The 25,353-nt window shown below is 70.2% G+C and carries 20 protein-coding genes; 7 read left to right on the top strand and 13 right to left on the bottom strand.

The annotated features are described in order from the left end of the window. The first annotated feature begins 79 nt into the window (after positions 1–79). The 5 genes from nagZ (at position 80) to HEP75_RS14620 (ending at position 4,132) form a co-directional block, all read left to right on the top strand. Positions 80–1,087, top strand: a complete 1,008-nt coding sequence (gene nagZ, locus HEP75_RS14640; protein WP_185824008.1) for a beta-N-acetylhexosaminidase — start codon at positions 80–82, stop codon at positions 1,085–1,087. Continuing rightward, positions 1,087–1,641 (top strand): hypoxanthine-guanine phosphoribosyltransferase, encoded by a 555-nt coding sequence (locus tag HEP75_RS14635; protein WP_185813428.1) that lies wholly within the window; start codon positions 1,087–1,089, stop codon positions 1,639–1,641. Before nagZ ends, HEP75_RS14635 begins: the two co-directional genes overlap by 1 nt. Before the next feature lie 67 nt (positions 1,642–1,708). Then, on the top strand, positions 1,709–2,461 hold the full coding sequence (locus HEP75_RS14630; RefSeq protein WP_185823440.1) for an S-methyl-5'-thioinosine phosphorylase: 753 nt from the start codon (positions 1,709–1,711) through the stop codon (positions 2,459–2,461). Between the two features lie 89 nt (positions 2,462–2,550). Beyond that, entirely contained in the window at positions 2,551–2,757 is a 207-nt protein-coding gene (locus tag HEP75_RS14625) for a cold-shock protein (protein WP_003488188.1), read from the top strand. 97 nt (positions 2,758–2,854) lie between these two features. Continuing rightward, positions 2,855–4,132 carry an NAD(P)/FAD-dependent oxidoreductase gene (locus tag HEP75_RS14620; protein ID WP_185824007.1) on the top strand — a complete coding sequence of 426 codons (1,278 nt, stop codon included), beginning with the start codon at positions 2,855–2,857 and terminating at the stop codon, positions 4,130–4,132. A 179-nt stretch (positions 4,133–4,311) separates the two neighbouring features. Here HEP75_RS14620 and pdeM read toward each other — a convergent pair whose 3' ends face one another. Genes pdeM through HEP75_RS14600 form a run of 4 tightly spaced genes read right to left on the bottom strand, consistent with a single transcriptional unit; the run spans position 4,312 to position 10,082 of the window. Then, entirely contained in the window at positions 4,312–4,962 is a 651-nt protein-coding gene (pdeM, locus tag HEP75_RS14615) for a ligase-associated DNA damage response endonuclease PdeM (protein WP_185824006.1), read from the bottom strand. Next, positions 4,952–7,492 carry a ligase-associated DNA damage response DEXH box helicase gene (locus HEP75_RS14610; RefSeq protein WP_185824005.1) on the bottom strand — a complete coding sequence of 847 codons (2,541 nt, stop codon included), beginning with the start codon at positions 7,490–7,492 and terminating at the stop codon, positions 4,952–4,954. The genes pdeM and HEP75_RS14610 overlap by 11 nt, the downstream gene beginning before the upstream one ends. Continuing rightward, on the bottom strand, positions 7,489–9,081 hold the full coding sequence (locus HEP75_RS14605; RefSeq protein WP_185824004.1) for an ATP-dependent DNA ligase: 1,593 nt from the start codon (positions 9,079–9,081) through the stop codon (positions 7,489–7,491). The genes HEP75_RS14610 and HEP75_RS14605 overlap by 4 nt, the downstream gene beginning before the upstream one ends. Continuing rightward, positions 9,078–10,082, bottom strand: a complete 1,005-nt coding sequence (locus tag HEP75_RS14600; RefSeq protein ID WP_185824003.1) for a ligase-associated DNA damage response exonuclease — start codon at positions 10,080–10,082, stop codon at positions 9,078–9,080. The genes HEP75_RS14605 and HEP75_RS14600 overlap by 4 nt, the downstream gene beginning before the upstream one ends. A 112-nt stretch (positions 10,083–10,194) precedes the next feature. Here HEP75_RS14600 and HEP75_RS14595 point away from each other — a divergent pair, with 112 nt between their 5' ends. Further along, positions 10,195–11,835, top strand: coding sequence for an acyl-CoA dehydrogenase family protein (locus HEP75_RS14595; RefSeq protein WP_185824002.1), 1,641 nt, complete (start codon positions 10,195–10,197; stop codon positions 11,833–11,835). Positions 11,836–12,254: 419 nt separating this feature from the next. On the opposite strand, the gene HEP75_RS14590 is transcribed toward HEP75_RS14595, so the two are convergent. The 8 genes from HEP75_RS14590 to HEP75_RS14555 all read right to left on the bottom strand — a co-directional run bounded on the left by HEP75_RS14590 (position 12,255) and on the right by HEP75_RS14555 (position 20,834). Beyond that, on the bottom strand, positions 12,255–12,623 hold the full coding sequence (locus HEP75_RS14590; RefSeq protein ID WP_184411379.1) for a hypothetical protein: 369 nt from the start codon (positions 12,621–12,623) through the stop codon (positions 12,255–12,257). Continuing rightward, positions 12,620–13,165, bottom strand: coding sequence for a polymer-forming cytoskeletal protein (locus HEP75_RS14585; RefSeq protein WP_185824001.1), 546 nt, complete (start codon positions 13,163–13,165; stop codon positions 12,620–12,622). The genes HEP75_RS14590 and HEP75_RS14585 overlap by 4 nt, the downstream gene beginning before the upstream one ends. 212 nt (positions 13,166–13,377) lie before the next feature. Beyond that, a complete protein-coding gene (locus tag HEP75_RS14580) occupies positions 13,378–15,087 on the bottom strand; it encodes a diguanylate cyclase (RefSeq protein WP_185824000.1) in 1,710 nt (569 codons plus the stop codon). A 198-nt stretch (positions 15,088–15,285) separates the two neighbouring features. Beyond that, complete coding sequence (locus HEP75_RS14575; RefSeq protein WP_185813420.1) at positions 15,286–15,645, bottom strand: hypothetical protein; 360 nt, start codon at positions 15,643–15,645, stop codon at positions 15,286–15,288. Between the two features lie 90 nt (positions 15,646–15,735). Next, positions 15,736–17,298: a J domain-containing protein gene (locus HEP75_RS14570; RefSeq protein WP_185823999.1), complete on the bottom strand. Its 1,563-nt coding sequence runs from the start codon at positions 17,296–17,298 to the stop codon at positions 15,736–15,738. After that, on the bottom strand, positions 17,295–18,983 hold the full coding sequence (locus HEP75_RS14565; protein ID WP_185823998.1) for a molecular chaperone HscC: 1,689 nt from the start codon (positions 18,981–18,983) through the stop codon (positions 17,295–17,297). The genes HEP75_RS14570 and HEP75_RS14565 overlap by 4 nt, the downstream gene beginning before the upstream one ends. A 210-nt stretch (positions 18,984–19,193) precedes the next feature. Continuing rightward, a complete protein-coding gene (locus tag HEP75_RS14560; RefSeq protein ID WP_145701049.1) occupies positions 19,194–19,535 on the bottom strand; it encodes a hypothetical protein in 342 nt (113 codons plus the stop codon). A 123-nt stretch (positions 19,536–19,658) separates the two neighbouring features. Further along, a complete protein-coding gene (locus tag HEP75_RS14555; RefSeq protein WP_185823997.1) occupies positions 19,659–20,834 on the bottom strand; it encodes a thiolase family protein in 1,176 nt (391 codons plus the stop codon). A gap of 202 nt (positions 20,835–21,036) precedes the next feature. Between HEP75_RS14555 and HEP75_RS14550 the strand changes: the two genes are divergently transcribed. Then, on the top strand, positions 21,037–23,880 hold the full coding sequence (locus HEP75_RS14550; protein ID WP_185826617.1) for an autotransporter serine protease: 2,844 nt from the start codon (positions 21,037–21,039) through the stop codon (positions 23,878–23,880). Positions 23,881–24,223: 343 nt separating this feature from the next. Here HEP75_RS14550 and HEP75_RS14545 read toward each other — a convergent pair whose 3' ends face one another. Next, positions 24,224–25,324 carry a Glu/Leu/Phe/Val dehydrogenase gene (locus HEP75_RS14545; RefSeq protein WP_185823996.1) on the bottom strand — a complete coding sequence of 367 codons (1,101 nt, stop codon included), beginning with the start codon at positions 25,322–25,324 and terminating at the stop codon, positions 24,224–24,226. Positions 25,325–25,353 lie beyond the last annotated feature (29 nt).

Here is a 25,353-nt window from a genome sequence, read left to right as displayed (position 1 = left end):
GTCGGCCTGCCACCGGCGCCGGCATCTGCGACAATGCCGCCCAGGCGCGCTGAACAGCGCTGGCAGGAGAATCCCCCGCATGCTCGCGATCGGCGTCGCCGGTACCGAACTCACCGCCCAGGAACGCGACTGGCTGCAGCACGATGCCGTCGCAGGCGTGGTCCTGTTCAAGCGCAACTTCGCCTCCAAGGCGCAGCTGGTGCAGCTGACCGCGGCGATCCGCGCCGCGGCGCCGCGGCCGCAGCTGATCTGCGTGGACCAGGAGGGCGGGCGCGTGCAGCGCTTCCGCGAGGGCTATAGCGCCTTGCCGCCGCTGCACGGCTTCGGCGCGCTGTATGCGCGCGATCGCGATGCGGCGCTGGCGCTGGCCGAGCAGCATGCCTGGCTGATGGCCAGCGAGGTGCGCGCCAGCGGCGTGGACCTGAGCTTCGCCCCGGTGGTGGATCTGGCGCGCGGCAACCGCGCGATCGGCGACCGCGCCTTCAGCGACGATCCGCAGGTGGTGGCCGCGTTCACCGGCGCCTATGTGCGCGGCATGCACAGCGTCGGCATGGCGGCCACGCTCAAGCACTTCCCCGGCCACGGCACGGTGCTGGAAGACACCCACGTCGACAATGCCGAGGATCCGCGCCCGCTCGAGGTGCTGCGCCAGGAAGACCTGCTGCCGTTCGCCGCCGGCATCGCCGCCGGCGCCGATGCGGTGATGATGGCGCACGTGGTCTACCCGCAGGTGGCGCCGGAACCGGCCGGCTATTCGCCGCGCTGGATCCAGCAGATCCTGCGCCAGGAACTGGGCTTCCGCGGCGTGGTGTTCTCCGACGACATCGGCATGGCCGCCTCGTTCGCTGCCGGCGGTGTCGCCGCGCGCGTGTCCGCGCACCTGGATGCCGGCTGCGACGTGGTCCTGGTCTGCCATCCCGAACTGGTCGAAGAATCGCTGCAGGCCGTGCGCGACCGCCCGCTCAATACCGCTGCGCTGCTCGGCCTGATCGGCCGTGGCGCCCTCGGCTGGGACGGCCTGCTCGCCGATGCCCGCTACGGCCACACCCAATCCCACTTGCTCGCAACCCTCGGAAAAACCGCCTGATGTCCACTCTCACCATCGCCCAGGCCCTGGCCCAGGCAGACCTGCTGGTCGATCGTCCGCAACTCGACCAGGCCATCGCGCGCATGGCCGACGCCATCGCCGCCGACTACCGCGGCGAGATCCCGGTCTACCTGACCATCATGCACGGCGCGCTGCCGTTCGCCGGGCAACTGGCGCTGGAACTGGGCGCGCGCGGCCAGGACCTGCAGCTGGATTACCTGCACGCCACGCGCTACCGCGGCGAGACCGTCGGCGGTGAACTGGTGTGGAAGCACCGCCCGGCCACCGCGCTGTACGGGCGCCGCGTGCTGCTGCTCGACGACATCCTCGACGAAGGCCTGACCCTGCTGGCGGTGCGCCAATGGTGCCTGGAGCAGGGCGCCACCGACGTGCGCATCGCGGCGCTGACGGTCAAGCGCCACGAGCGTTGCGTGGACGGCGTCAGCGCCGACTACGTGGGCGTGGACGTGCCCGACCGCTACGTGTTCGGCTTCGGCATGGACGTCAACGAAGGCCTGCGCAACCTGCCGGCGATCTACGCGATGAAGGAATAAGGCGCCACGCCTTTTCCATCGCGCGCCGGCCTTCGCGGCCGGCGTTCGCGCACGTTCTGATTCGAGGATCCGCATGGACAACATCGCACTGGCCGTGATCGGCGGCACCGGCGTCTACAAACTCGCACAACTGGACGACGTGGAGACCCGCCAGGTCGACACCCGCTACGGCAGTCCGTCCGGGCCGATTCGCATCGGCACGCTGCTCGGCCACCGGGTCGCGTTCCTGGCCCGGCACGGCGAGGGCCATTCGTTGCCGCCGCACAAGATCAATTACCGCGCAAACCTTGCGGCGCTGCAGCAAATCGGCGCCACGCGGGTGCTCGCGCTCAACACCGTCGGCGGCATCGGCGAGCGCTTCGGGCCGCGCGTGCTGGCCTGTCCCGACCAGTTGATCGACTACACCTGGGGCCGCGTCTCCACGCTCAGCGAGGAGCCGGGCAGCGAGGTGCTGCACGTGGATTTCGGCCACCCGTATTCGCCGATGCTGCGCAGCAAGGTGCTGGCCGCCGCGCGCGTGACCGGCGCCGAGGTGGTCGATGGCGGCTGCTACGGCGCCACCCAGGGACCACGACTGGAAACGATTGCAGAGATCGCGCGGCTGCGCCGCGACGGCTGCGATCTGGTCGGCATGACCGGCATGCCGGAAGCGGGCCTGGCACGCGAATTGGGCCTGGAATACGTGTGTTTGGCGATCGTGGCCAACTGGGCCGCGGGCTGCGGCGACGCACAGGAAATCACCCTGGCCGAGGTGCTGGCGAATGTGGAGGCGGCGTCGGCGGGGCTGCCGGAGCTGATCGGCGAACTGGCGCGCGGGTGATTGTCATCGTTGCTCAAGCTTTGCATACTCCGCCGGTGCGGGCTGCCGCACAACCACCACCCATTCATTGCACAAGGTCTCGCATCACCATGCCGAACGGTACCGTCAAGTGGTTCAACGACGCCAAGGGATTTGGCTTTATTTCACCGGAAGACGGCAGCGCCGATGTATTCGCGCACTTCTCCGCGATCAATTCCAAGGGCTTCCGCAGCCTGCAGGAAGGACAGCGTGTCAGCTATGACGTGACCCAGGGTCCGAAGGGCGCGCAGGCCTCCAATATTACGCCTGTCGAGTAACTCACTTGCTCGGCTGAGCTGTTTTTGAGCCCCGCTTCGGCGGGGTTTTTTATGGATGGCGATACCGCCGCGGTGTCGCCCGCAATCAGTGGATGCGATGAAGCAACGGATGCAGATCGGCATCGTCGGCTACGGCACGGCGGGCCAGACCCTGGCGCTGCTGCTGGCGCGCGACGGCCATCGGGTGCAGGTGTTCGAGCGCGCGCCGCAGCCGGGTCCGGTCGGCGCCGGTTTCCTGCTGCAGCCGACCGGGCTGCAGGTGCTGTGGCGGATCGGCCTGCTCGAGCAGGCGCTGGCGCATGGCGCGCCGGTGCGCCGCCTGTACGGCGAGACGCCGTGCGGCCGCGCGGTGATGGACATGCGCTACCGCGACCTGGACACGCGCCTGTTCGGCCTGGGAATGCAACGCGGCGCTTTGTTCTCGCTGCTGGCGCAGGCATGGGACGGCTATGCCGAGCTGCAGCGCGACACGCGCATCGTCGCCATCGACGACGGCCTGCGCCGGGTGCAGGACCAGCACGGGCGCTGGCATGGGCCGTTCGACCTGGTGATCGCCAGCGACGGTTCGGCCTCGGCGTTGCGCGCGCAGGTGCAGGGCACGCGCCTGGACCGGGTCTATCCGTGGGGCGCGCTGTGGTGCCTGCTGCCGCGCGGCGACTGGGCCTTCGCCGACGAACTGCGCCAGCGCTACGTGGCCGCGCGCAAGATGATCGGGCTGCTGCCGGTCGGTACCCGGCCCGGCGATCCCGAGCCGCGCATGAGTTTCTTCTGGAGCCTGCCCACCGCCGATTTCGAGGTCTGGCAGGCGCGCGGCATGGACGCGTGGCTGGACGAGGTCGCGCAGCTGTGGCCGCAGGCGCGCGAGCGCCTCGCCCAGGTGTGCGCACCGGCGCAACTGGCGCGCGCCAGCTATCGCGACGCGGTGCAGCAGCGCTGGTACCGCGGCCGCCTGGTGCTGGCCGGCGACGCGGCGCATTCGATGAGCCCGCAGCTGGGGCAGGGCGTCAACATGGCGCTGATGGATGCGTGGGTGCTGAGCGAAGCCCTGCGCGAAGCGCCAGACCTGGATGCGGCGCTGGCGCGCTATCAGGCGCAACGGCATGCGCACGTGGCGGTGTACCAGTTCTGGAGCCGCTGGCTGACCCCGCTGTTCCAGTCCGAACGCGACCTGGTGGCGCGCGTGCGCGACCTCGGCATGCTCCCGGCCGGGCGCATGCCCGGCGGGCGCGGACACATGCTGCGCGTGCTCAGCGGCACCCAGCACGGCTGGTTCGGCAAGCTGCCGCTGGAGCCGGGATTTCTGCAGGCGCTGGCGGAGACGGCGGCAGTGCCACCGATTGCGGCGGGACCGTCGCACGGCGAACAGGTGCAGTGAGCCAGCGTGTTCGTGCAGGTGGCGACCGACGTCGTTTCTGCGATCGGCCGGCCTGTTGCGAATGCCGCGGCGCTGTCGCTTCCCTGTGGGAGGGACTTCAGTCCCGACGCGATATCGGTAAAACCTTGGGGGCTGAAGTCCCTCCCACAGTGGGCGATCCGAGTCTCCAGGACCGCGCGCTATTCCATCGCCACCGGCAACGCCAGCGCCGCGCCTTCGACGCAGGCGACCAGGCGTTCGCCCGCCCCCAGCACCGGCGCCACGCCGGCGGTGAATTGCGAGAACGCGGGCAGCACCGTCATCCGTTCGCGCAGCCAGAACGCCGGCCAGCGTTGGCGCAGCCCGGGCAGTTTCGCCAGCGGATGCAGGTGTCCGCACAGCACGTGCAGCTGCGCGTGCGGCGCCGGATCGTGGCGCAGCAAGAACGGGCCGTCCTCGACCTGTTCGCCGAGCAGCGCGATGTCCAATCCGGCGCCGGCCAGCGCGCGGTCGTGATTGCCGGCGATCGCGGCCACGCGCAGCTGCGGATGCGCAGCGCGCCAGGCGTGCCAGTCGCGCTGCCAGGCGGCCGCCGGCGCGGCGCCGTGCAGCACGTCGCCGAGGATCCACAGTTCCTGCGCCGCCTGCGCCTGCAGCAGTGCCGCGAGCCGCTGCAGGTCGAGTGCGGTGCCGCCGCTGGGCAGGCCGATGCCGGCGCGGCGGAACACGTCGGCCTTGCCCAGGTGCAGGTCGGCGATCAGCAGCCGGCGGCGCGCCGGCCAGTACAGCGCGCGTTCGCCGAGCAGGGTCATCGGCTCGCCGGCCAGGCGCCAGTCCAGTTCAGCGCGCATGGCGTTGTTCCAGCTGTGCGGCGGCGCGCATCACCCGCGTCTTCCAGTCCTCGGTGCTGAGCTGGCCGCGGATGCTCTCGGCCCACAGCGGGAACGACAGCGGGGTCAGGCTGCGCGGCGTGTACACGGCCAGTTCGCGCGCGGCGCAGTCGTGCAGGGTGGCGGCGAGACGGGTCAGCTCCATCTCGCCCTGCAGCACTTCGCGTTCGGCCTGCGCCAGCAGCAGGTGCCCGGGATCGAAGCGGCTCAGCACGTCGTACAGCAGGCCGCTGGAGGCCTGCAGCTGGCGCAGGCTGCGCGGCGTGCCGCCGGGCAGGCTCGGCGGCAGCAGGCCGGACACGCGCGCGATCTCGCGGAACTGGCGCCGCGCCAGTTCGCCCAGGTTGAGGCTTTCGCGCAGGTCCTCGAACAGGTGCTTGGGGCTGAGCAGCTCGCGCAGCAGGGCGGCGTCGGTGGCGACCTCCTGCGCCGGCGACAGCACCAGCCCGTAGTCGTTGGCGGCGAAGCTGAAAGTGTTGCGTTGGTGCCGGCCCCAGCGCAGCGCCAGCAGCGCGGCCAGGCCTTCGTGCACCTGGCGCCCGGCGAACGGGTAGACGAACACGTGGCGGCCGTCGCGGGCGCGCACGCTTTCCACCAGCAGCCGCTGCGGCGACGGCAGCGCCGACAACGCGCGCTGCAGGCCGAGCAGCGGCGCCAAGGCGCGCAGTTCCTCCTCGCCGCGCGGTTCGGCGAAGACGGCCTCCACTTCATGCGCCAGCGCCGAGGACAGCGGCATGCGCCCGCCCATCCACTTCGGCACGCTGCCGTCGCCGCCCTTGGCCAGGCGCACGTAGGCGGTCATGTCTTCCAGCCGCACCAGCTCCAGCAGGCGCCCGGCGAACTGGAAACGGTCGCCGCGGCGCAGGCGGCCGACGAACTGTTCTTCCACCGCGCCGAGCCGGCCGCCGCGCAGGAAGCGCACCGCGACGCTGCCGTCGCTGGTGATGGTGCCGATCGACAGCCGGTGGCGCAGCGCGATGCGGCGGTCGTGCACGCGGTACACGCCGTCTTCGTCGAGCACCACCTTGCGGTAGTCCGGGTACTGCGCCAGCGCGCGCCCGCCTTGCACGACGAACTCCAGCACGGCGGCCCAGGTCGGCGCATCGAGCGCGGCGAACGCGGCGGTGCCGCGGACTTCGTCGAACAACGCGTCGGCGCGGAAGCCGCCGCCCAGCGCGCAGCTCACGCAATGCTGCGCCAGCACGTCCAGCGACAGCCGCGGGGAAGGGCGCGACTCGATGCGGCCGTGGACGATGGCGCGGCGCGCGGCGGCGTACTCGACCAGCTCCAGCGCATGCGTGGGCACGCACAGCACATGGCCGGCCTCGCCGGGTCGGTGTTTGGCGCGGCCGGCGCGCTGCAGCAGCCGCGCCACGCCCTTTGGACTGCCGATCTGCAGTACCTGGTCGACCGCGGGAAAATCCACGCCCAGGTCCAGGCTCGAGGTGGCGACCACGCAGCGCAGGCTGCCGTCGCGCAGGCCCTGTTCGGCGGCGCTACGCAGCGCCGGGTCCAGCGAGCCGTGGTGCAGGGCCAGCGTATGCGCGTCTTCCGGCCACACCGATTCCAGCGCCTGGTGCCACAGTTCGGCCTGCGCGCGGGTGTTGGTGAACAGCAGGCTGGTGCGCACCGCGAACAGTTTTTCCAGCACTCGCGGCAGTTGTGCCAGGCCGAGGTGGCCGGCCCAGGGGAAGCGCTCGCCGCTGGCCGGGGTCAGCGTTTCCAGGGTCAGCGTGCGCGGCTTGACCCCAGCCACGATCGGCGCATTCGGCACATGCGGCAGCAGCACGTCGCGCGCCTCGTCCAGGTTGCCGAGCGTGGCCGACAGCCCCCATGTGCGCAGCGCCGGCGCCCAGGCGCGCAGCCGCGCCAGGCACAGTTGCAGCAGCACGCCGCGCTTGTTGCCGAGCAGTTCGTGCCATTCGTCGACGATCACGCAACGCAGCGTCGCCAGCTGCGGCGCGGTGTCCGGATAGGACAGCAGCAGCGCCAGCGATTCGGGCGTGGTCACCAGCACGTCGAGCTTGCCGCTGCGCGCCAGGCGCTTGTCGCGCGCGCTGGCGTCGCCGGTGCGCAGGCCGATCTGCCAGTCCAGGCCGAGCGCTTCCGCCGGTTCGCGCAACGCGCGCAAGGTGTCGGCGGCGAGCGCGCGCAGCGGGGTGATCCACAGCACTTTCAGGTCGCGCTGCGCTTGGCGGCGCGACCTAGGTGTCGACACGGCCTTGTCGGCAGCGGCTGCCTTCGCGCGCCGCGGCCGCTTGTCTGCCGCCGCCTGCCACGCGGCTTGGTCGCGCAGGCCTTCCAGCAGCGGGCCGCCGAACGCGGCCAGGGTCTTGCCGCTGCCGGTGGGCGTGTGCAACAGGCCCGAGCCGCCGTCCAGGTAGTGCCGCCACAGGTCGCGCTGGAACGGCAGCGGTTGCCAGCCTTGCGCGGCGAACCATGCGTACAGCGGCGCATCGGCCGGGCGCTTGCGCGCCTGCGCCGTGGTCATCGCGCCAGCGCCTGCAGCGTGGTGAGTCGGTCGGCCTCGGCGAACGGCTTGTCGTGGCGCCAGCGCAGGATGCGCGGGAAACGTACCGCGATGCCGGACTTGTGCCGGCTGCTCTTGTTCACCGCTTCGAAGCCGAGTTCGAACACGTGGTACGGCGTCACCGCACGCACCGGGCCGAAGCGCTCGGTGGTGTGCGCGCGGATCCAGCGGTCCAGCGCCAGGATCTCGCTGTCGTCCAGGCCCGAATACGCCTTCGCCACCGGCACCAACTGCTCGCCGTCCCACAGCCCGAAGGTGTAGTCGGTGTACAGCGTGCTGCGGCGGCCGTGGCCGGCCTGTGCGTACAGCAGCACCGCGTCGATGGTCAGCGGTTCGATTTTCCACTTCCACCAGTCGCCGCGGCGGCGCCCGGATTGGTAGGGCGACGCGGCGCGCTTGAGCATCAGCCCTTCCACGCCGCGCTCGCGCGAATCCTCGCGCAGCGTCGCGGCCGCCTCCCACGACGCGGGCTGCACCAGTGGCGACAGCACGATGCGCGGATCGGCATGCGCGTCGAGCAGGGCCCGCAGTTGCGTGCGGCGCTGCGCCAGCGGCTGTTCGCGCAGGTCGATGCCGTCCAGTTCCAGCAGGTCGTAGGCGAGCACGCGCGCTGGCGTGTCGGCCAGTGTCTTGGCGCCGGGCTTGCGGCGCTGGATGCGGGTCTGCAGCGCGGTGAATGGCAGCGGCGCGATGTCGCCGTCGCGCCAGCCCAGCAGTTCGCCGTCGATCACCGCATCGCGCGGCAGCGTGGCCGCGGCGGTCTCGATCTCGGGGAAGCGGCCGTCCAGGCGTTCTTCGCCGCGCGACCACAGCGCCGTCTCGCCATCGCGGCGGATCAACTGCAGGCGGATGCCGTCCCACTTCCATTCCAGTTGCCAGTCGTCGATCGCGCCCAGCGTGGCCACGTCGTTTTCCAGCGGCGAGGCCAGGAAGAACGGGTAGGGCTGCTGGCGGTCGCTGGCCAGCACCTCGTGCGACAACAGGTCTTCCAAGGCGGCCGGAGTCGGCGACCACGCGCCGAGCATGCGCTGCGCGATGCGTGCGATGTCGATGCCCGACATCGCCGCCAGCGCCTGCTGCACCAACCGCTGCGACACGCCCACGCGCAGCGCGCCGGTGAGCAGCTTGTTGAACAGCAGGCGCTCGTCGAAGGCCAGGCTGCGCCAGCCGGCGAGCACCGCGGCGTGGCGCGCGGCCTCGTCCTGCGCGGCGACCGGCAACAGCCGTTCCTCGATCCAGTCGCGCAGCGGCGCCGGATCGGAGGCGGCGGCCGGATCGTCGAGCAGCAAGGTGAGGGTTTCGGCGAGGTCGCCAACGTGGTCGTAGCTGTCGTCGACCAGCCAGCCGGGCAGGCCGCTTTCCTGCGCAATCCACTCGCGCAGTTCGCGCGTGTTGGCGATGCGCCGCAGCTTGCCGCCGCTCAGCAGCCAGATCGCCCAGGCCGCGTCGGCCGGTGGCGCCTGCTCGAAATACGCGACCAACGCGGCGCGCTTGTCCAGCGTCGCGGTGCTCTGGTCCAGCTGCCGGTACAACGCGGCGAAGCGCTTCATTCCTCGGCACCGTAGTCGGTGCGGAACGTCTCGGCGGCGACGCCGCGTTCGTTCAAGGCGCGGATGATCGCGTCGGTGTTGCCATGCGTGGCGATGACCCGGCGCGCGCCGGTTTCCTCGATCGTGCGCAGCAGGTCCGGCCAATCGGCATGGTCGGAGACCACGAAGCCGCGGTCGTAGTTGCGGCGGCGACGGTTGCCGCGCAACCGCATCCAACCCGATGCGAAACCGAGTTGCGCATGGCGGAAGCGGCGCAGCCACGGGCTGCCCGCGGCCGACGGCGGCGCCAGCACCAGCTGCCCGGCATAGTCGGCGCGCTTGTCCATCTCGGCGACCGGGTGCGTGTCCAGCATCGCCACGCCGGCGTCGCGGTACACCGCCACGCCGGCGGCGACCGCGCCATGCAGCAGCGCCGGTTGGTCGTCCCACGGCTGCAGTTCGGCCAGCACCCGCTGCGCCTTGCCCAGCGCATAGCAGAACAGCACCGCGGCCTCGCCGCGCGCGGCGCATTCGTGGCGCCAGGCGACGATTTCGCGCGCCACTGCGGCGGTGTCCGGCCAGCGGTACACCGGCAGGCCGAAGGTGGCCTCGGTGATGAAGGTGTCGCAGCGCACCACTTCGAACGCCGCGCAGGTCGGGTCGGGCTGGCGTTTGTAGTCGCCCGACGCCACCCACACTTCGCCGTCCACTTCGATGCGCACCTGCGCCGAGCCGAGCACGTGCCCAGCTGGATGCAGCGATACCGTCGCTGCGCCCAGCGCGAAGCGTTCGCCGTAGTTGTAGGCGCGATAGGCCTGGTCGCCGAGGCGCCAGCGCAGGATCGGCAGGCCGGCGGCGGCGCAGTGGTATTCGCCCATGCCGGCACGGGCGTGGTCGCCGTGGCCATGGGTGATGACCGCGCGCGGCACCGGCCGCCAGGGATCGATGTGGAAGTCGCCGGCGGGGCAGTACAGCCCTTCCGGGCGCAGCACCACCAGGTCCTGGGAAGCGGGTTTCGGCATGCCCTCCACTGTGTCCAATGCGCTGTGCAGGAGATGAGAATCCACGCCGGGCGGTTCACCGCACGTATGCGGATCGGCCACAATGCGGCACGCACTTCTGGGAGGGAGATGCATGCAACGGGACCTGCCCGCCTTCGCCACGCACGTGGTCGACAACCAGCCGCCGCCGTTCGAGCCGCGCGACCTGTGGCGCGACGATGCGGTGCTGCGCGCCGCGGTCGCATGCGAGGGCGGCGAAGCGTTCGCCGCGCAGCTGGCGACGTATGGCGCGCTCGCCGGGGACACGCTGTACCGGCTCGGTTTCGATGCCAATCGCGACCGGCCGCGGCTGCGCACGCACGACCGCTACGGCCACCGCATCGACACGGTCGAATTCCATCCGGCCTATCACCAGCTGCTGGATGCGGCCAAGACCCACGGCGTGGCCGGCCTGTCCTGGCACACGCCGCAGCCGGGCGCGCATGTGGCGCGGGCGGCGCTGAGCTACCTGCATCACCAGGCCGAGGCCGGCACCAGCTGTCCGTTGACGATGACCCATGCCGCGGTCGCGGTGCTGCGCCAGGAACCGGCGCTGCGAGACTGGGCGGACAAGGCCGCCGCGCCGCACTACGACCCGCGCGACGTGCCGATCGCCGACAAGGCCGGCATCACCCTGGGCATGGGCATGACCGAGAAGCAGGGCGGCTCGGACGTACGCAGCAACGCCACCGTCGCCACGCCGCTGGGCGCCGACGGCGAGTACGCGCTGGTCGGGCACAAGTGGTTCTTCTCCGCGCCGATGTCCGATGGGTTCCTGGTGCTGGCGCAGGCGCCGGGCGGGCTGAGTTGCTTCCTGCTGCCACGGCGCCTGCCCGACGGCCGGCTCAACGCGCTGCGGCTGATGCGCTTGAAGGACAAGCTCGGCGACTGGTCGAACGCCTCCAGCGAAATCGAATTCGCCGGCGCCTGGGCGCAACGCATCGGCGCGGAAGGGCGCGGCGTGGCGCGCATCATCGGCATGGTGATGCTGACCCGGCTGGACTGCATGCTCGCCGCCGCTGCGCAGATGCGCATGGCGCTGGCGCAGGCGTTGCATCACGCGCGGCATCGCGTGGCGTTCGGCAAGCGCCTGGTCGAGCAGCCGCTGATGCGCAATGTGCTCGCCGACCTGGCGATCGAATCCGAGGCCGCCACCGCGTTCGCCATGCGCGTGGCGCGCGCGGTGGATGCGGCCGAGCGCGATCCGGCCGAGGCCGCATTCGCGCGTATCGCCACCGCGCTGGGAAAGTATTGGCTGTGCAAGCGCGCGCCGGCCTTCGTCAACGAAGCGCAGGAATGCCTGGGCGGTGCGGGTTATGTCGAGGAATCGATGTTGCCGCGACTGTACCGGCAGGCGCCGCTGAATTCGATCTGGGAAGGCAGCGGCAACATCCAGTGCCTGGACGTGCTGCGTGCGCTGGCGCGCGAGCCGGCCAGCGCGGCGGCGCTGCTGGCCGAGTTGGAGACCGCGGCGGGTGCGAACGCGGACTACGACAAGGCATTGGACGCGCTGCGCGCGCCGCTGGCCGGCAACGGCGAGGTGGACGAATACGCCGCGCGCCGCATCAGCGAGCGCATCGCGCTGGCGTTGCAGGCGGCGCTGCTGTTGCGCAGCGCCAGTCCTGCTGCCGAGGCATTCGTGCGCAGTCGCCTGGCCGGCGCGCACGGGCTGGCGTTCGGCACGCTGGACGCGGATGTGCCGGTGGAGGAGTTGTTGGCGCGGGTGTTGCCCTGACTGGTGGGTGAGACAGCGGGCGCCGTACCCTCACCCCAACCCCTCTCCCGGTGGGAGACGGGCTAGTCGGCTGTTCCTTCTCTCCTCAGGAGAAGGTGCCCCGAAGGGGCGGATGAGGGTACGGGCGCAGCCTCGTGCACCCAAACTCCGCGAGTCGCTTCGCGTCGTACCCTCACCCCAACCCCTCTCCCGGCGGGAGAGGGGCTAGTCGGCTGTTCCTTCTCCCCTCGGGAGAAGGTGCCCCGAAGGGGCGGATGAGGGTACGGGCGCAGCCTCGTGCACCCAATTCCGCGAGACGCTTCGCGCCGTACCCTCACCCCAACCCCTCTCCCGGCGGGAGAGGGGCTAGCCGCTGTTCCTTCTCCCGTCGGGAGAAGGTGCCCTGCAGGGGCGGATGAGGGTACCGCCAGCCAGTGCGGCTAATGCCGCGTCCCGCGCTTGCCGCCGCCCTTGGCCTGGGTCGCCTCCACCGACAGGGTGAAGCTGCGTTCCTCGCCGTCCAGCATCGCGCCGACGCCGACCAGTTGGCGCTTGATTTCCTCGCCGCGGCCGTTGCGGATCGTCACCACCACCGTGTACTCCCACGCGGTGCCGTCGGCAGGATGCTGGATGGTGCCCTGCACGCGCAGCGGCACCGTCGCGGTCGCCGCCGATTGCTGCAGCACCGCCGAGTCGAAGCGCAGGTGGTGCTTGCAGGCCGGGCAGACGCTGGCGCTTTCCAGGATCGTCGCCTTGCAGTGGGGACAGGTCCGGGTCGCCCCCGGGGTGCCGGGACGCGGCGTGCTCATGCGCCGGCGTCGGGCTCCGTGGTCGGCTTGCCGCCCTTGCGACCCTTGTCGTCTTCCCAGCCGAAGTCGGCCTGGCCGCGCATCCGCGCGCCGGAGGCCACGGTCAGCGAGCCGGCCTTGACGTCGCCGATCAGCGCGCCGGAGGCCAGCAACTCCACCTGCGAGGCCGATTCGATGTTGCCTTCCAGCTCGCCGGCGATGATCACCTTGTTGGCGCGCACGCCGCCGCTGAGCTTGGCCCCGGTCTCGATGGTCAGGTCGCCCTGCACGTTGACGTCGCCCTTGAACTTGCCGGCGATGCGGATGTGGCCGGTGCCTTCGATCTTGCCTTCGATGGTGATGTCGGCAGCGATCAGCGACTCCTTTGCCGCCGGCGCTGCGGCGCGTACGGGGAGGGGAGCGGCCGCGGCGACGCTGACCGCGGACTCGCCGAGCGCCGGTTCGGTGACCGGCCGTGGCTCGGGCACTGCGGTGCCGCCGGGCGTGCCAGGCAGCGGCAGGCCATCCTTGCGCGGGGTACCCTGATCTTTCCAGATGGACATGCGAAGACGTCTCCAGTCGGGGGAAAGCCGACTATCCCCGCTCTACCGCTCAGGTTTTGTGACAACCATCGCTAAAGCGCGCTTCGTACGCCGCGAGCGGATCCACGGCCTGCAGCGCGATCGAATGGGACGCTTTCCCTTATCCGGCGGTCTGGGCGGCAGGCACCCAGGCGCAGCGCGCCTTCCGCCTTCTCATTGGGACGCGATTGTCCTCAGCCCATACCGTCCAGCGCCGGATCGAACTGCTGCACCTGGTTGCGGCCGCTGCGCTTGGCCCGGTACAGCGCCGCATCGGCCTTGCGCAGCAGGGTGGTGGCGACCACGCCGTCGCGCGAATAGCTGGCCAGCCCGATCGAGAGCGTCACCCCCGGCAGCGCCTTGCCGTCCAGCGTGGTGCTCATCTGCTGCGCGGCGCTGCGGATCTGCTCGGCGATCGCCAGCGCCGCCTCCGCGCCGGTTTCCGGCAGGATCACGGTGAATTCCTCGCCGCCGTAGCGGCAGGCGATGTCCTCGCCGCGCAGCCGCGAGGCGAGCATCTGCCCGACCGCGGCGAGCAGGCTGTCGCCGCCGCCATGGCCGTGCAGGTCGTTGAAGTGCTTGAAGTGGTCCACGTCCAGCATCAGCAGCGACAGCGGCACCGAGCGGCGTGCGCAGCGCGCCAGTTCGTGGTTCAGCGACTCCTCCAGATAGCGGCGGTTGAACAGGCCGGTGAGCGGGTCGCGGATCGACTGCATGCGCAGCGATTCGCGCAGGCGCAGGTTGCTCAGCGCCAACGACAGCTGCTCGGCGGCCGCCTCGGCGATGGCGATGCGCGGCAGCGGCCCGGGGCCGGGACCGGCCAGGAACACGAAGCCCAGTTGCGTGCCCTGCGCGGACAGCGGAATGCAGGCGCTGCTGGCGCCGACCGCCTGCGGATCGTCGAGCAGATGCGCGCACGCCGAGTCGTGGCGCAGCGCGTGCACGAAGTGCGCCTTGTCGCGACGCAGCGCCCAGCATTCCTCCGGCGCCACCGCCGGTTCGCTGCGCACCGGCGCCTGGCCCCAGGCGACGATGGATTCGGCGCGATCGCGCGACGCGCGCAGCAGGTACACGCTGCCGCCGGCGTCGGGCATCAGCGCGGCGAGCATGCGCGCGGTCACCTCCAGCGCTTCCTTGGGGTCCACGCAGCTCTGCAGCAGACCGGTGTAGCGGCTGAGCGCGTTGAGATCGGCGCTGGTGCGCTCCAGGTCGCGGATACTGGCGGCCAGCTTTTCGTTGGCGACCGAGGCGGCCTGCTCGGCATTGCTGCGGCTGCGCAATTCGCGGAACAGCAACGCGTAGACCACGCCCACGCTGCCCAGGCCGAACGGAATCCCGGCCAGGGCCAGCGCGAGCAGAAGATCGGAACTGCGCTGGTTGGAACGGTCGCGGCTCTGCAGCAGCTGTTGCTCCAGCTCGGTCATCTGCTGCACGTGGTCGCGGATCGCGCTGGAATCCTTGAACACGCTCGGCGCCATCGCGCGTTGCAGCGCGTCCAATCCGTCGCGCTGGTAGATCTCGAGCATCTGCTGCATCTGCGTCAGCCGCGCCTGCACGATGCGTTGCAGGATGTCCAGGTTCGCGATCTGTACCGGGTTGTCGACCACCAGGCCGCGCAGCTGCGCCAGATGCCGCGGCACGCGTTCGGCGCTGTCGCGGTAGTTGCTGAGGTAGGCCTGGTTGCCGGTGAGTTCGTAGCCGCGCGCCGCGGTTTCGGCCAGCAGCAGGGTCGATTGCACTTCGTCGATGCTGCGCAGCACCTGGTGAGTGTGGGCCACGCGCGCCGCATCGGAGATCGAACGCTGTGCGCCGGAAAACACCCCGAACCCGATCGAGACGAAGACCAGGGCGGAAAACAGAAGCGCTAGGCGGGTTCTGATCCGCACGCGTTGGAACGTCGACATGGGGGAATTGTAACCAGGGACCGGATCGGCAGAACCCTCGCGTGCAAAAGGTGGCGTAGGTCACGCCACGGCGCGGCCGGGTTGCGACATCGGCGCAGCAACGCCGGTTTTACTGGGGACGTGGCGGCGCGGTTCGCGGCGCCGCCACGCTAGCCGCCGCACTCGTGCGCAATGCGCGAGTGCGGCGGGCGAATGCGATCAATGCTTCTCTTTGTCGCCGTTGTGCGGATCTTCGTTGGCGTTCTCGCGCGCCTTGTCGGCGAGCTTCTGCGCCGCGCTGGCGGTGGCCTCGCTGGCGTCGGCCGCGGCTTCCTTGGCAGCGGCCGAGGCATCCTGCACCGCCTCGGAGTTGGCGGCGCGGTGCGCCGCGTCGCGGGCGTCGGTGGCGATTTCGTGGCCGGTCTGCGCGGCCTGGTCGGCGGCTTCCTTGGCCGCTTCGCCGGTCTGCTCCGCAGCCACCTTGGCGTCGCGCTGCGCTTGCTGCGCTTCCGGGCCTTGGCAGGCGGCCAGCGCCAGGGCGCCCAGCAGGGCCACTGCCACGATCGGGGTCTTGTTCATGCGCGTTCTCCATTGCGGGTTGATGCGGCGCAGCCTAGGCGGGCGCGCATGCAGCCGGTGTCAATGCCGGCGATCGCCACCGGCTCGCGTTCAGGAACTTCGCCGGCGCAGCCGATGGTGGCGCAGCAGATCCCACGTCCACAAACCCAGCGCCAGTGCCGCGCTGAGCGGGACCGGGATCGACTGGGCCATGCTGGGGGTCAGGAAGGCCAGCCAGAGAATGGTGCTGTTCGGGCGGTAGGGGCGCCCGCTTCGCCGCCATAGCCGCACCATCGACAAGAACAACGCGATGGTGGCGATGACGCCGCCGGCCAGCTGCTGTCCGGGGATCTCGCTCACGCCCAGGCCGATACCGGCCAGCAGCGGAACGAACGACCAGCGTAGCCAGTGCGGTGCCGGCGAACGAGTGTCCGACTCCGCTTCGCCCTGCCAGCGCAGCAGCGTGCCGGCGAGCAGCCACGCGGCCCACAGCGCCAGGATCGCCAAGGCGGCCAGGCCGCTGCGCGCCAGCGCGAAGGTCATCGGCACCGGATCCGGCGACCAGGCGCTGGCGGCGCTCGCCAGCAGCACCACACTGGCCACCAGCAGCGCGGTGGCGGCGCAACGCAGCAGGCCGACCAACAGCCGCGCCCGGGTCAGGTAGCCGGCCTCGCTGGCGCTCATCCAGAAATCGATCTGTTGCGGGTCCACCGGTGCGGGCAGGGTGTGCAGACGGCCCTGATCCAGGCGCAGCAGCAATCGGCGCAGCGCCAGCGGCCGCCCCGGCATCAAGCTCGCCCATAGCGCCTGCGGCAGCGCAAACGGACGGGTCAGCTGGCGCATCAGCGCGGGCACCCGATATTCGTCGGCGGTGGCGGGATACACCCGCCGAGCCAGCGTCTCGGCGTTTGCCGGCTGCATTTCCCAGGCCAGGTGCAGGCGCTCCTGCAGCATCGGCAAGGCCTGCGCCGCAGGGCCGGCGGCGATGTCGTCCAGGCCGAAGAAGCCGAGCAGGATCGCGAAATTGTCGCGCTGGATCGGTGGCAGTCGCTGCTGCAATCGATGGCTCAACAGCCAGCCGACCTGCGCCTTGTCGCGTAGCGACCACAGCGTAGGTTGACCTTCCAGCCACTGCTGCAGCGCCTGCGGCTCGGCGCGCGTGGCCACGGCGAGGAGATCGTCGCACAGCGCTTCGGGGTCGCACGGCGGCGGCGTAGCCGCGTCGACCTGCGGCGCTGGCGTCGGCGGGTGCTGCGTCGGGTGTGGGGCCTCACCCTCGGTCTCGGGGCGTGGCCGGTGGCTGTCGAGGAAATCGCCGTGCGTGGCGGACGCCGCTGCCGGAGTCGACTGCGCGTCGCGCCGATCGTCGCCGTCGCCATCGTTGGCGGCAAGGTTGCCAGCAACGGTCGCGGTCTGCGCAGCTGCACGAGCAGTGTTGTCTTCAACCTCTTCGATATCCTCGTCGGCATCGGCATCGGCATCGGCATCGGCATCGGCATCGTCGCCGCGCGCTCGCGCCCAGGCCAGCGCGGCCTGGTAGGCCGCGTGCAGTTGCTGGAAACCTTCCGGGTCGGTGTCCGGGCGATGCTGGCGCAGCAGCTTGGCGTAGCTGCGCTTGATCGCGGTTTCGTCGGCATCCGGCGGCAGTTGCAGCCACCGCAACGCCCAGTTCAAGCGCGACGCTCCAATGCGTCCAGCGCCTCGCCGAGCTGTCGGCGATGATCGTCGATCAGGCGCAGGTCCTGGGTGTCGAGCGCGCCGCGGAAGGCGACGATCCAGGCCTGGATCTGTTCGCGCAGGTCCAGGCATTCCTCGTACATGCGTTCGGCGCGCGCCAGCAGGCTCAGGTTGTCCTGCTGTTCGCGCGGATGGATCTTCAGCGCCTGCAACGCGGCCAGCCGTTCGCGGATCTGTTCGGTGCCGAGCAGGCCGGGATTCTGTTCCAGGATCAGTTCGTGCTTGAGGCCGCTGTGGTGCTCGGTCACTTCCACCTGCAGCAGGCCGTTGTTGTCGTAGGTGAAGCGGGTGGTGACGCCTTTCTCGGCAGTGGGCAGGTGTTTGGGCAGCGGCACCCGCAGTTCGCCGAGCTTGATGTTCTTGGCCACCAGCGGACTCTCGCCCTGGTAGACATCGATCACCAGGTGTTCCTGCTCGTCGTGGACCGGGTAGAAGCTGTCCTCGCGGCTGATCGGCACGGTGCTGTTGCGCTGGATGATCGGATGGAACAGGCCGGTGCGCAGCTGGCCGTGCGCGTCGCGCGCGGCGACTTCGGTACCGAGCGTATACGGGCACACGTCGGTGAGGATCACTTCTTCCAGCGCGGCATCGCGCGCCTTCATCCCGGCCGCCACCGCCGCGCCCAGCGCCACCGCCTGGTCGGGATTGATGTGGCGCATCGGCAGCCGCCCGAACATGCGCGTGACCAGCTTGGCGACCAGCGGCATCCGCGTCGCGCCGCCGACCAGCACGATCTCGTCCAGCTGCGCCGGCTGCAGCCGCGCATCGCGCATCGCCCGTTCCAGTGGCGCGCGCATGCGCTGCACCAGCGGTTCGGCCAGGCGGTTGAAGCGTTCCTCGTGCAGCGTCCAGTGCAAGGCCTGGCCGGCCACGCCGATCTGTACGGTCGCTTCCTGGCCGCTGGACAGCGCGCGCTTGGCCGCTTCCAGCCGCCGCCGCAGCTGGCCGCTCTCCTGCACGCTCAGCGCCTGCGGCGCGAGCGCATGGTCGGCCAGGAAGGCCTGCAGCAGCAGTTCCAGGAAATCCTCGCCGCCGAGGAAGTTGTCGCCGGCGCTGGCGTGGACCTCGATGACGCCTTCGAACATCTCCAGGATCGACACGTCGAAGGTGCCGCCGCCCAGGTCCAGCACCAGGAAGCGGCCATGGCCCTGGCGTTCCTGCAGGCCGTAGGCGAGGGCAGCCGCGGTGGGTTCGTTGATCAGCCGCTCGACGCGGATGCCGGCCAGTTCGCCGGCCGCGCGGGTCGCCTTGCGCTGGGCATCGGAGAAATACGCGGGCACGCTGATGACGGCCTCGTGCACTTTTTCGCCGAGTGCGGCTTCGGCATCGGCCAGCAACGAGCGCAGCACCATCGCCGACAGTTCTTCCGGGCGGAAGCGATGCTCGCCCAGCACGGTTTCGCGGTCGCTGCCCATCCAGCGCTTGAACGCCGCCACGCTGCGCTGCGGATGGCTGACCAGGCGTTCGCGCGCGGCCTGGCCGACCAGGATGCCGCTGTCGTCGACGCTGACCACCGACGGGGTCAGCAACTCGCCGAGCGCGTTGGGAAACAAGCGGCTGCCTTGCTCGAAGTAGGCGCCGATCAGCGAATGGGTGGTGCCGAGGTCGATACCGACGATCATTGGCAAGTCCGTTGCGAAAGAAATTCGGCCTGGAGGTGACAGCGCCGATGGCGCCGGCCAAGCGCTCGCGCTCGCCAATGATAGCGTCGGCCGAAAGCCTGGCGCAGCGGGCAGCGCCGGTATCGCGCATGCGCTTGGGCGAATCGCGGGCAAAGAAAAAGCCGCTGGCGAACCAGCGGCTTCTTCAGACGTGCCTGAAGCGAGAAGTTATTACTTCTTGGCTTCTTCGGCAGCGTCCTTGGCCTTGTCGGCGGTGTCGTCAGCAGCCTTGGCGGTGTCGGCAGCCTTGTCGGCAGCGGCATCGGTCGGGGCAGCGGCGGCGGCCTGCGAAGCGTCGGCAGCGGTGTTGGCAGCGGTAGCGGCCGTGTCGGCAGCAGCCTGGGCGGAATCGGCGGTGGCGGCACCGGCGGCCGAAGCCTGGTCGGCAGCAGCCTGCGCGTCGGTGGCGGCTTCGTTAGCCGAAGCAGCGGCGTCCTGCGCCTGCTCCTGCTTCGAGCATGCGGCCAGGGCCAGGCCCAGGGCCATTGCGATCAGCAGCTTGTTGATGCTCATGTGTGTCTATCCTCGTCGTTTAGTTAGGCAACGCGCTATTGCGCGCCCTCAACATGATGACAAGCCAAAGTCGGCTGTCAAGCGCACGCGCATTCATTTTTGTGTTTTAAGGGTTAATTCCAATCAAATCAATTCGATGGCGACCGCTGTCGCCTCGCCACCGCCGATGCACAGGGTTGCGATTCCGCGGCGTCCGCCGCGCGTGCGCAACGCGTTTAGCAATGTCACCACCAGCCGCGCGCCGGATGCGCCGATCGGATGGCCGAGCGCGCAGGCGCCGCCGTTGACGTTGACCTTGGCCGGGTCCAGTCCCAGTTCCTTGATCGGCACCATCGGCACCACCGCGAAGGCTTCGTTGATTTCGAACAGGTCGACCTGGTCCAGGCTCCAGCCGACCTGCTCGAGCAGCTTCTTGATCGCGCCGACCGGAGCGGTGGTGAACCACTCCGGCGCCTGCGAGAACGTGGCGTGGCCGGCGATCCGCGCCAGCGGCACCACGCCGCGGCGGGCCGCGTCGTTGGCGCTGAGCAGTACCGTGGCGGCGGCGCCGTCGGAGATGCTGGAGGAGCTGGCGGCGGTGACCGTGCCATCCTTCTTGAACGCCGGTTTCAGCGTGGGGATCTTGGCGATGTCGGACTTGCCTGGTTGCTCGTCGCTGGCGAACACCGCCTCGCCCTTGCGGGTGGCCACGCGCACCGGAACGATCTCCGCGTCGAACGCGCCATCGCGCTGCGCGGCCTGCGCACGCGTCACCGACTCGATCGCGTAGGCGTCCTGGTCCTGGCGGCTGAAGCCGAACTTCTCCGCAGTGGCCTCGCCGAACACGCCCATGGCCTGGCCGTCGTCGGGGTTGGTCAGGCCGTCCCAGGCCATGTGGTCGACCGCCTGGAAGTTGCCGTAGCGGTTGCCGGTGCGCGAATTCGGCAGCAGGTGCGGGGCGTTGCTCATCGATTCCATGCCGCCGGCGACGACGATGCTGGCCGAGCCGGCCTTGATCAGGTCGTGGCCGAGCATGATCGCCTTCATGCCCGAGCCGCAGACCTTGTTGATCGTGGTGGCGCCGGTGGCGTCGGGCACGCCGGCGGCGCGCGCGGCCTGGCGCGCCGGCGCCTGGCCGAGGTTGGCCGGCAGCACACAGCCCATGATCACTTCCGACACGTCGGCGGCGGGGATGCCGGACTGCTCCAGCGCGGCGCGGATGGCCGTGGCGCCGAGTTCCGGCGTGGGCACGCCGTTGAACTGGCCCAGGAAGGCGCCGATGGCGGTGCGCTTGGCCGCGGCGATGACGATCTCGGTCATGGCAAACCTTTACGAAAGATTAGTCGCCGATTATCTGCCTCGGGGCGACTTCTGCCAATCGCGGCGCGTTGGCAGGATCGTGGCGGCGTAGATTGTCGATGTGGATTCCGGTGTAGATTCATGCCAATTCAGGCCGCCTGTTTGCGGCCGCTAACGCAACGTTGCCTGCCGACTTGGCCGGTGTGCTTATCTTCGGAGAGAGATCATGCGGAAGTTGATGGCCCGGTCGCTGCTGGCGACCGCACTGGCGATGGCGTTGACCTCGTGCGGCGGTGGCGGCGGTGGCGGGCTGACCCGCAGCGATCCGCCGCCGACCTCGCCGCCGCCGAGCTCACCCCCGCCGCCGCCGCCGCCGACCTCTCCCCCCACCTCGCCGCCGACCTCGCCGCCACCGCCGCAGCCGGCGTTCGACGCGCATCTGGCGCTGACCAACACGCTGGCCGCGCACAACGCCGGCTACGACGGCAGCGGCTATCGCATCGGCGTGGTCGACACCGGCGTGAACCGCAACCACCCGGCCCTGGCCGGACGCGTGGTGTCCAACCTGATCTATGTCGATCCGGCCAAGAACAACGTCAACGTCGACGATGTCGACGGCCACGGCACCACGGTCGCGCAGCTGGCCGCGGGCAAGGCGGTGGGCGCGTGGCCCGGCGGCATCGCGCCCGGCGCGCAGATCGTGTCGGCGCGCATCATCAGCGACACCTCGCCCGACGACGACGGCAGCGGCGAGGGCAACCAGACCAGCGGCGCGCTGGGCCTGGCCTCCGTCCACCAGGACCTGATCAATGCCGGGGTCAAGGTGATGAACAATTCCTGGGGCGGCATCTACTGGACCGATCCGACCGCGACCAACGCCATCGCCAACGAATACCGCCCGTTCGTGCTGAGCAATGGCGGGCTGGTGGTGTTCGCCGCCGGCAACGAAGCCAAGGCCGATCCGTCGGACGTCGCCGCGCTGCCCAGCCAGCCCGGCCCCGGCGGCAGCCGTCCGGCGGCGGACCTGGAGCGCGGCTGGCTGGTGGTGGCCGCGGTGGATGCGAGTACCGGGACCAAGCTGGAGTCGTATTCCAATGCCTGCGGCGTGGCCATGCATTACTGCCTGGTGGCGCCGGGCACGGAAGTGTTCGTCGATCCCAAGGCGACCACCGCCACCGCCAATCCTGACTACTACTACGGCAGCGGCACCTCGTACGCGGCGCCGTTGGTCTCCGGCGCCGCGGCGCTGGTGTGGCAGGCGTTTCCCTACTTCAGCAACGACCTGCTGCGGCAGACCCTGCTCGGCACCGCCACCGACCTGGGCACGCCCGGGGTGGATGCCACCTTCGGCTACGGTCTGCTCAACGTCGGCAAGGCGGTGCTGGGGCCGGCCAGGTTCGACTGGGGCGACGTCAGCGTGTCGTTCAGCGGCAGCTCGACCTGGGCCAACGACATCGCCGGCAGCGGCGGCCTGATCAAGCAGGGCAGCGGCACCTTGACCCTGAGCGGCACCCAGAACAGCTACAGCGGCACGACCCAGGTGCAGGCCGGTACGCTCAGCGCGGCCAGCCTGGGCGGCTCCAACGTGACGATCAGCAACGGCGCCACCTTCATCGGTACCGGGCCGCTGCGCGGCAACGTCAGCAATGCCGGCACCTTCCAGGTCGGTGCCGCGGCGCTGAGCCTGAGCGGCAACTACGTGCAGGACAGCAACGGCCGGTTGGCGCTGCTGGTCGGCGACAAGCTCTCGGTGACCGGTACGGCGACGCTGCAGGGCGGCTCGCTGTACGTGCTCGGCAAGCGCGACTACGTGGTCAACAACACCGCCTACAAGGTGCTCGAAACCAGCGGCGGACTCAGCGGCACGTTCGCCTCGGTGACCACGCCGTCGAACGTGTTCCTGACCTCGTCGCTGGCCTACGACAGCACCAGCGCCTCGATCACCGTGCAGGCGCTGAGCGTCACCGCCACGGCGGCGAGTTTCGGCAGCATCACCGCTGCCACGCTCGCCTCCGCCACGCGGGTGGATGCGGCGTTCGCGCAGCTTGATTCGCAACTGAGCCGGGATCCGGCGACGGTCGATGCGTCGCTGCTGAAGGCGGCCGGCGCGGTGCAGCAGTCGCCAAGCGCGGCCGCTGCGGCGGCGACGCTGCGCAGCCTGTCCGGCGAAGCGCATGCGGCCGCTACCGCGATGACCTTCGACAGCATCGACCTGCAGCGGCGCGCGCTGTCCGGCCGCTTCGACAGCCTGGTCGCGCAGCCGCGTGCGATCGGCGCGTGGAGCCAGCGCATGGGCGACACCGGGCAGGGCAGCTTCGCCGGCAGCCAGTTCCAGCTCGACGGCTGGATGATGGGCCAGGACCTGCGCCTGGGCGAGCACGGCGTGGCCGGTTTCGCCTTCGGCGAGAGCCGCGCCGACGGTGGCGGCGACGGCGGCCTGGACCACAGCCGCGACCGCCAGGTGCAGGGCCAGGCCTATCTCGGTGCGGTCGCCGGCAATGCCTACGCGCTGGCGCAGCTGGGCAGCGGGCAGTACCGGCGCCAGCTCGACCGCAGCCTGCTGCTCGGCGATAGCGTCGCCGATGCGTCCAGCCGCTACGCCGGACGCTTCCTGTCCAGCAGCGTCGAAGTCGGCTACCGCTTCGGGCGCGGCAAGGCGTCGCTGACCCCGTACGCCGGCGCCGACTACAGTCGCATCGACAGCGACGGCTTCCGCGAGCAGGGCGGCGACGGCTTCGGACTGATGGCCGCGGCCGCGTCCTCTTCGCGCAGCCAGGCGTTGGCCGGTCTGCGTGCTAGCTACGGCGGGCGCGGCTGGTCGCTGCAGGGCTATGCCGAATGGCAACAGACCCTGGCCGCGCAAGGACTGCAGCGCCAGGCCAGCTTCGTCGGCGTGGACGCCTGGGCGCCGCTGGTGGATCTGCAGCCGGCGCGTTCGGGCGGGCTGTTCGGCGCGAGCCTGGATCGGCGCTGGGGCAGCAGCGCGCTGGGCATCGGCTACGACCGGCGCTTCGGCCCGCGCGGCGACGATCATGCGATGTCGCTGCGGTATCGGTTGGGGTTCTGATGTAGCGCGGGCTTGGTGCGGCCCGCGCTTTATTCGCAGAGGAGGCTTCGGCCTTGACGCGCTGAGGTAGCGCCAGGTTTCCCGCTTCGCTTGTCGCGGCTGAAGCCGCTCCTACAGGGGCGCTTGGGCCAGGCGATGCGGTGCCGGCTTATCGTCGGCAGGCGCTCTTGATTCGTGGAGGAGGCTGCGGCTGACGCGCCGAGGCAGCGTCAGGTTCCCTCTTCGTTTGTCGCGGTTGAAGCCGCTCCTACAGGGGCATTCGGCTGCCGATGGCGTGCCGGCTCTTGTGGGAGGGACTTCAGTCCCGACGCGCTGCGCGTCGGGAGTTCTGTTGTTGGCTCGTCTACTCGCCGCGCAGATGCCCCATCGAGCGCGGGGCGGTGCGGCCCAGCGGCAGCTTGAGCTTGCCGATGGCGTGCATGCGCGCTTCGGCGATGCGGTCGGCGGCCTGCTGCGGCGGGATGTTGTCGCGCTCGGACAGGTCGAAGATCTTGCCGAGGTTGTGGTACAGGCTGCGGATCAGGCGCATCGCGCGTTCGCGGTTGTAGCCGTCGATCTCCAGCGACACGTTCATCACTCCGCCGGCGTTGACCGCGTAGTCCGGGGCGTAGAGGATGCCGCGGCGATGCAATTCTTCGCCCACTGCGGCGTTGGCCAGCTGGTTGTTGGCGGTGCCGCAGATGATCTTCGCCTTCAGCCGCGGCAGGGTGGCTTCGTCGATCGCGCTTTCCAGCGCGCACGGCGCCAGCACGTCGGCGGCCACGTCGTAGATCTCGTCCGGCTTGACCGCCTCGGCGCCGTATTCGGCGACCGCGCGTTCCACCAGCGCCTGGTCCAGGTCGGTGACGTACAGCTTGGCGCCGCGCTCCTTCAGCAGCTTCACCAGCTCCATGCCGATGTGGCCCAGGCCCTGCACGGCGATGCTGGTCTTGCCGATCTCCTCGTGGCCGAGCTTGCGCTGCAGCGAAGCCATCAGCGCCTGCAGCGCGCCATAGGCGGTGAACGGGGCCGGATCGCCGGAGCCGCCGTGCACCTGGTGCACGCCGGTGACGTATTCGGTCTCCAGGTAGATCTGTTCCATGTCGTTGACGTCGGTGCCGACGTCCTCGGCGGTGATGTAGCGCCCGCCCAGCGAATCCACGTAGCGGCCGAAGGCGCGGAACAGGGCCTCGGCCTTGTCGGCCTTGGGATCGCCGATGATCACCGCCTTGCCGCCGCCGATGTTCAGCCCGGCCAGCGCGTTCTTGTAGGTCATGGTGCGGCTGAGCCGCAGCGCGTCGTGCAGCGCGGCCTCGGTGTTGGGATAGGGGCGCATGCGCACGCCACCCAGCGCGGGGCCGAGCACGGTGTTGTGGATGGCGATGATCGCCTGCAGGCCCACGTCGCGGTTGTTGCAGAAGACGACTTGTTCGTGGCCGGTGGTGGCTAGCGTTTCGAAAAGCATGGGGGCTCCGCTGGCGTTGCAGGTGTAGG

The organism is Xanthomonas sp. SI, from assembly GCF_014236855.1.
In the GTDB taxonomy this organism is placed as follows: domain Bacteria; phylum Pseudomonadota; class Gammaproteobacteria; order Xanthomonadales; family Xanthomonadaceae; genus Xanthomonas_A.
This window is presented reverse-complemented; position numbering and strand designations above follow the sequence as displayed.

What these genes read in the sequence shown, in the direction of transcription:
- HEP75_RS14545 (WP_185823996.1), bottom strand. Translation starts at nt 25,324, where the DNA reads ATGCTTTTCGAAACGCTAGCCACCACCGGCCACGAACAAGTCGTCTTC.
- HEP75_RS14560 (WP_145701049.1), bottom strand. Translation starts at nt 19,535, where the DNA reads ATGAGCATCAACAAGCTGCTGATCGCAATGGCCCTGGGCCTGGCCCTG.
- nagZ (WP_185824008.1), top strand. Translation starts at nt 80, where the DNA reads ATGCTCGCGATCGGCGTCGCCGGTACCGAACTCACCGCCCAGGAACGC.
- HEP75_RS14635 (WP_185813428.1), top strand. Translation starts at nt 1,087, where the DNA reads ATGTCCACTCTCACCATCGCCCAGGCCCTGGCCCAGGCAGACCTGCTG.
- HEP75_RS14575 (WP_185813420.1), bottom strand. Translation starts at nt 15,645, where the DNA reads ATGAACAAGACCCCGATCGTGGCAGTGGCCCTGCTGGGCGCCCTGGCG.
- HEP75_RS14605 (WP_185824004.1), bottom strand. Translation starts at nt 9,081, where the DNA reads ATGAAGCGCTTCGCCGCGTTGTACCGGCAGCTGGACCAGAGCACCGCG.
- pdeM (WP_185824006.1), bottom strand. Translation starts at nt 4,962, where the DNA reads ATGCGCGCTGAACTGGACTGGCGCCTGGCCGGCGAGCCGATGACCCTG.
- HEP75_RS14585 (WP_185824001.1), bottom strand. Translation starts at nt 13,165, where the DNA reads ATGTCCATCTGGAAAGATCAGGGTACCCCGCGCAAGGATGGCCTGCCG.
- HEP75_RS14610 (WP_185824005.1), bottom strand. Translation starts at nt 7,492, where the DNA reads ATGACCACGGCGCAGGCGCGCAAGCGCCCGGCCGATGCGCCGCTGTAC.
- HEP75_RS14600 (WP_185824003.1), bottom strand. Translation starts at nt 10,082, where the DNA reads ATGCCGAAACCCGCTTCCCAGGACCTGGTGGTGCTGCGCCCGGAAGGG.
- HEP75_RS14595 (WP_185824002.1), top strand. Translation starts at nt 10,195, where the DNA reads ATGCAACGGGACCTGCCCGCCTTCGCCACGCACGTGGTCGACAACCAG.
- HEP75_RS14555 (WP_185823997.1), bottom strand. Translation starts at nt 20,834, where the DNA reads ATGACCGAGATCGTCATCGCCGCGGCCAAGCGCACCGCCATCGGCGCC.
- HEP75_RS14565 (WP_185823998.1), bottom strand. Translation starts at nt 18,983, where the DNA reads ATGATCGTCGGTATCGACCTCGGCACCACCCATTCGCTGATCGGCGCC.
- HEP75_RS14620 (WP_185824007.1), top strand. Translation starts at nt 2,855, where the DNA reads ATGAAGCAACGGATGCAGATCGGCATCGTCGGCTACGGCACGGCGGGC.
- HEP75_RS14580 (WP_185824000.1), bottom strand. Translation starts at nt 15,087, where the DNA reads ATGTCGACGTTCCAACGCGTGCGGATCAGAACCCGCCTAGCGCTTCTG.
- HEP75_RS14625 (WP_003488188.1), top strand. Translation starts at nt 2,551, where the DNA reads ATGCCGAACGGTACCGTCAAGTGGTTCAACGACGCCAAGGGATTTGGC.
- HEP75_RS14590 (WP_184411379.1), bottom strand. Translation starts at nt 12,623, where the DNA reads ATGAGCACGCCGCGTCCCGGCACCCCGGGGGCGACCCGGACCTGTCCC.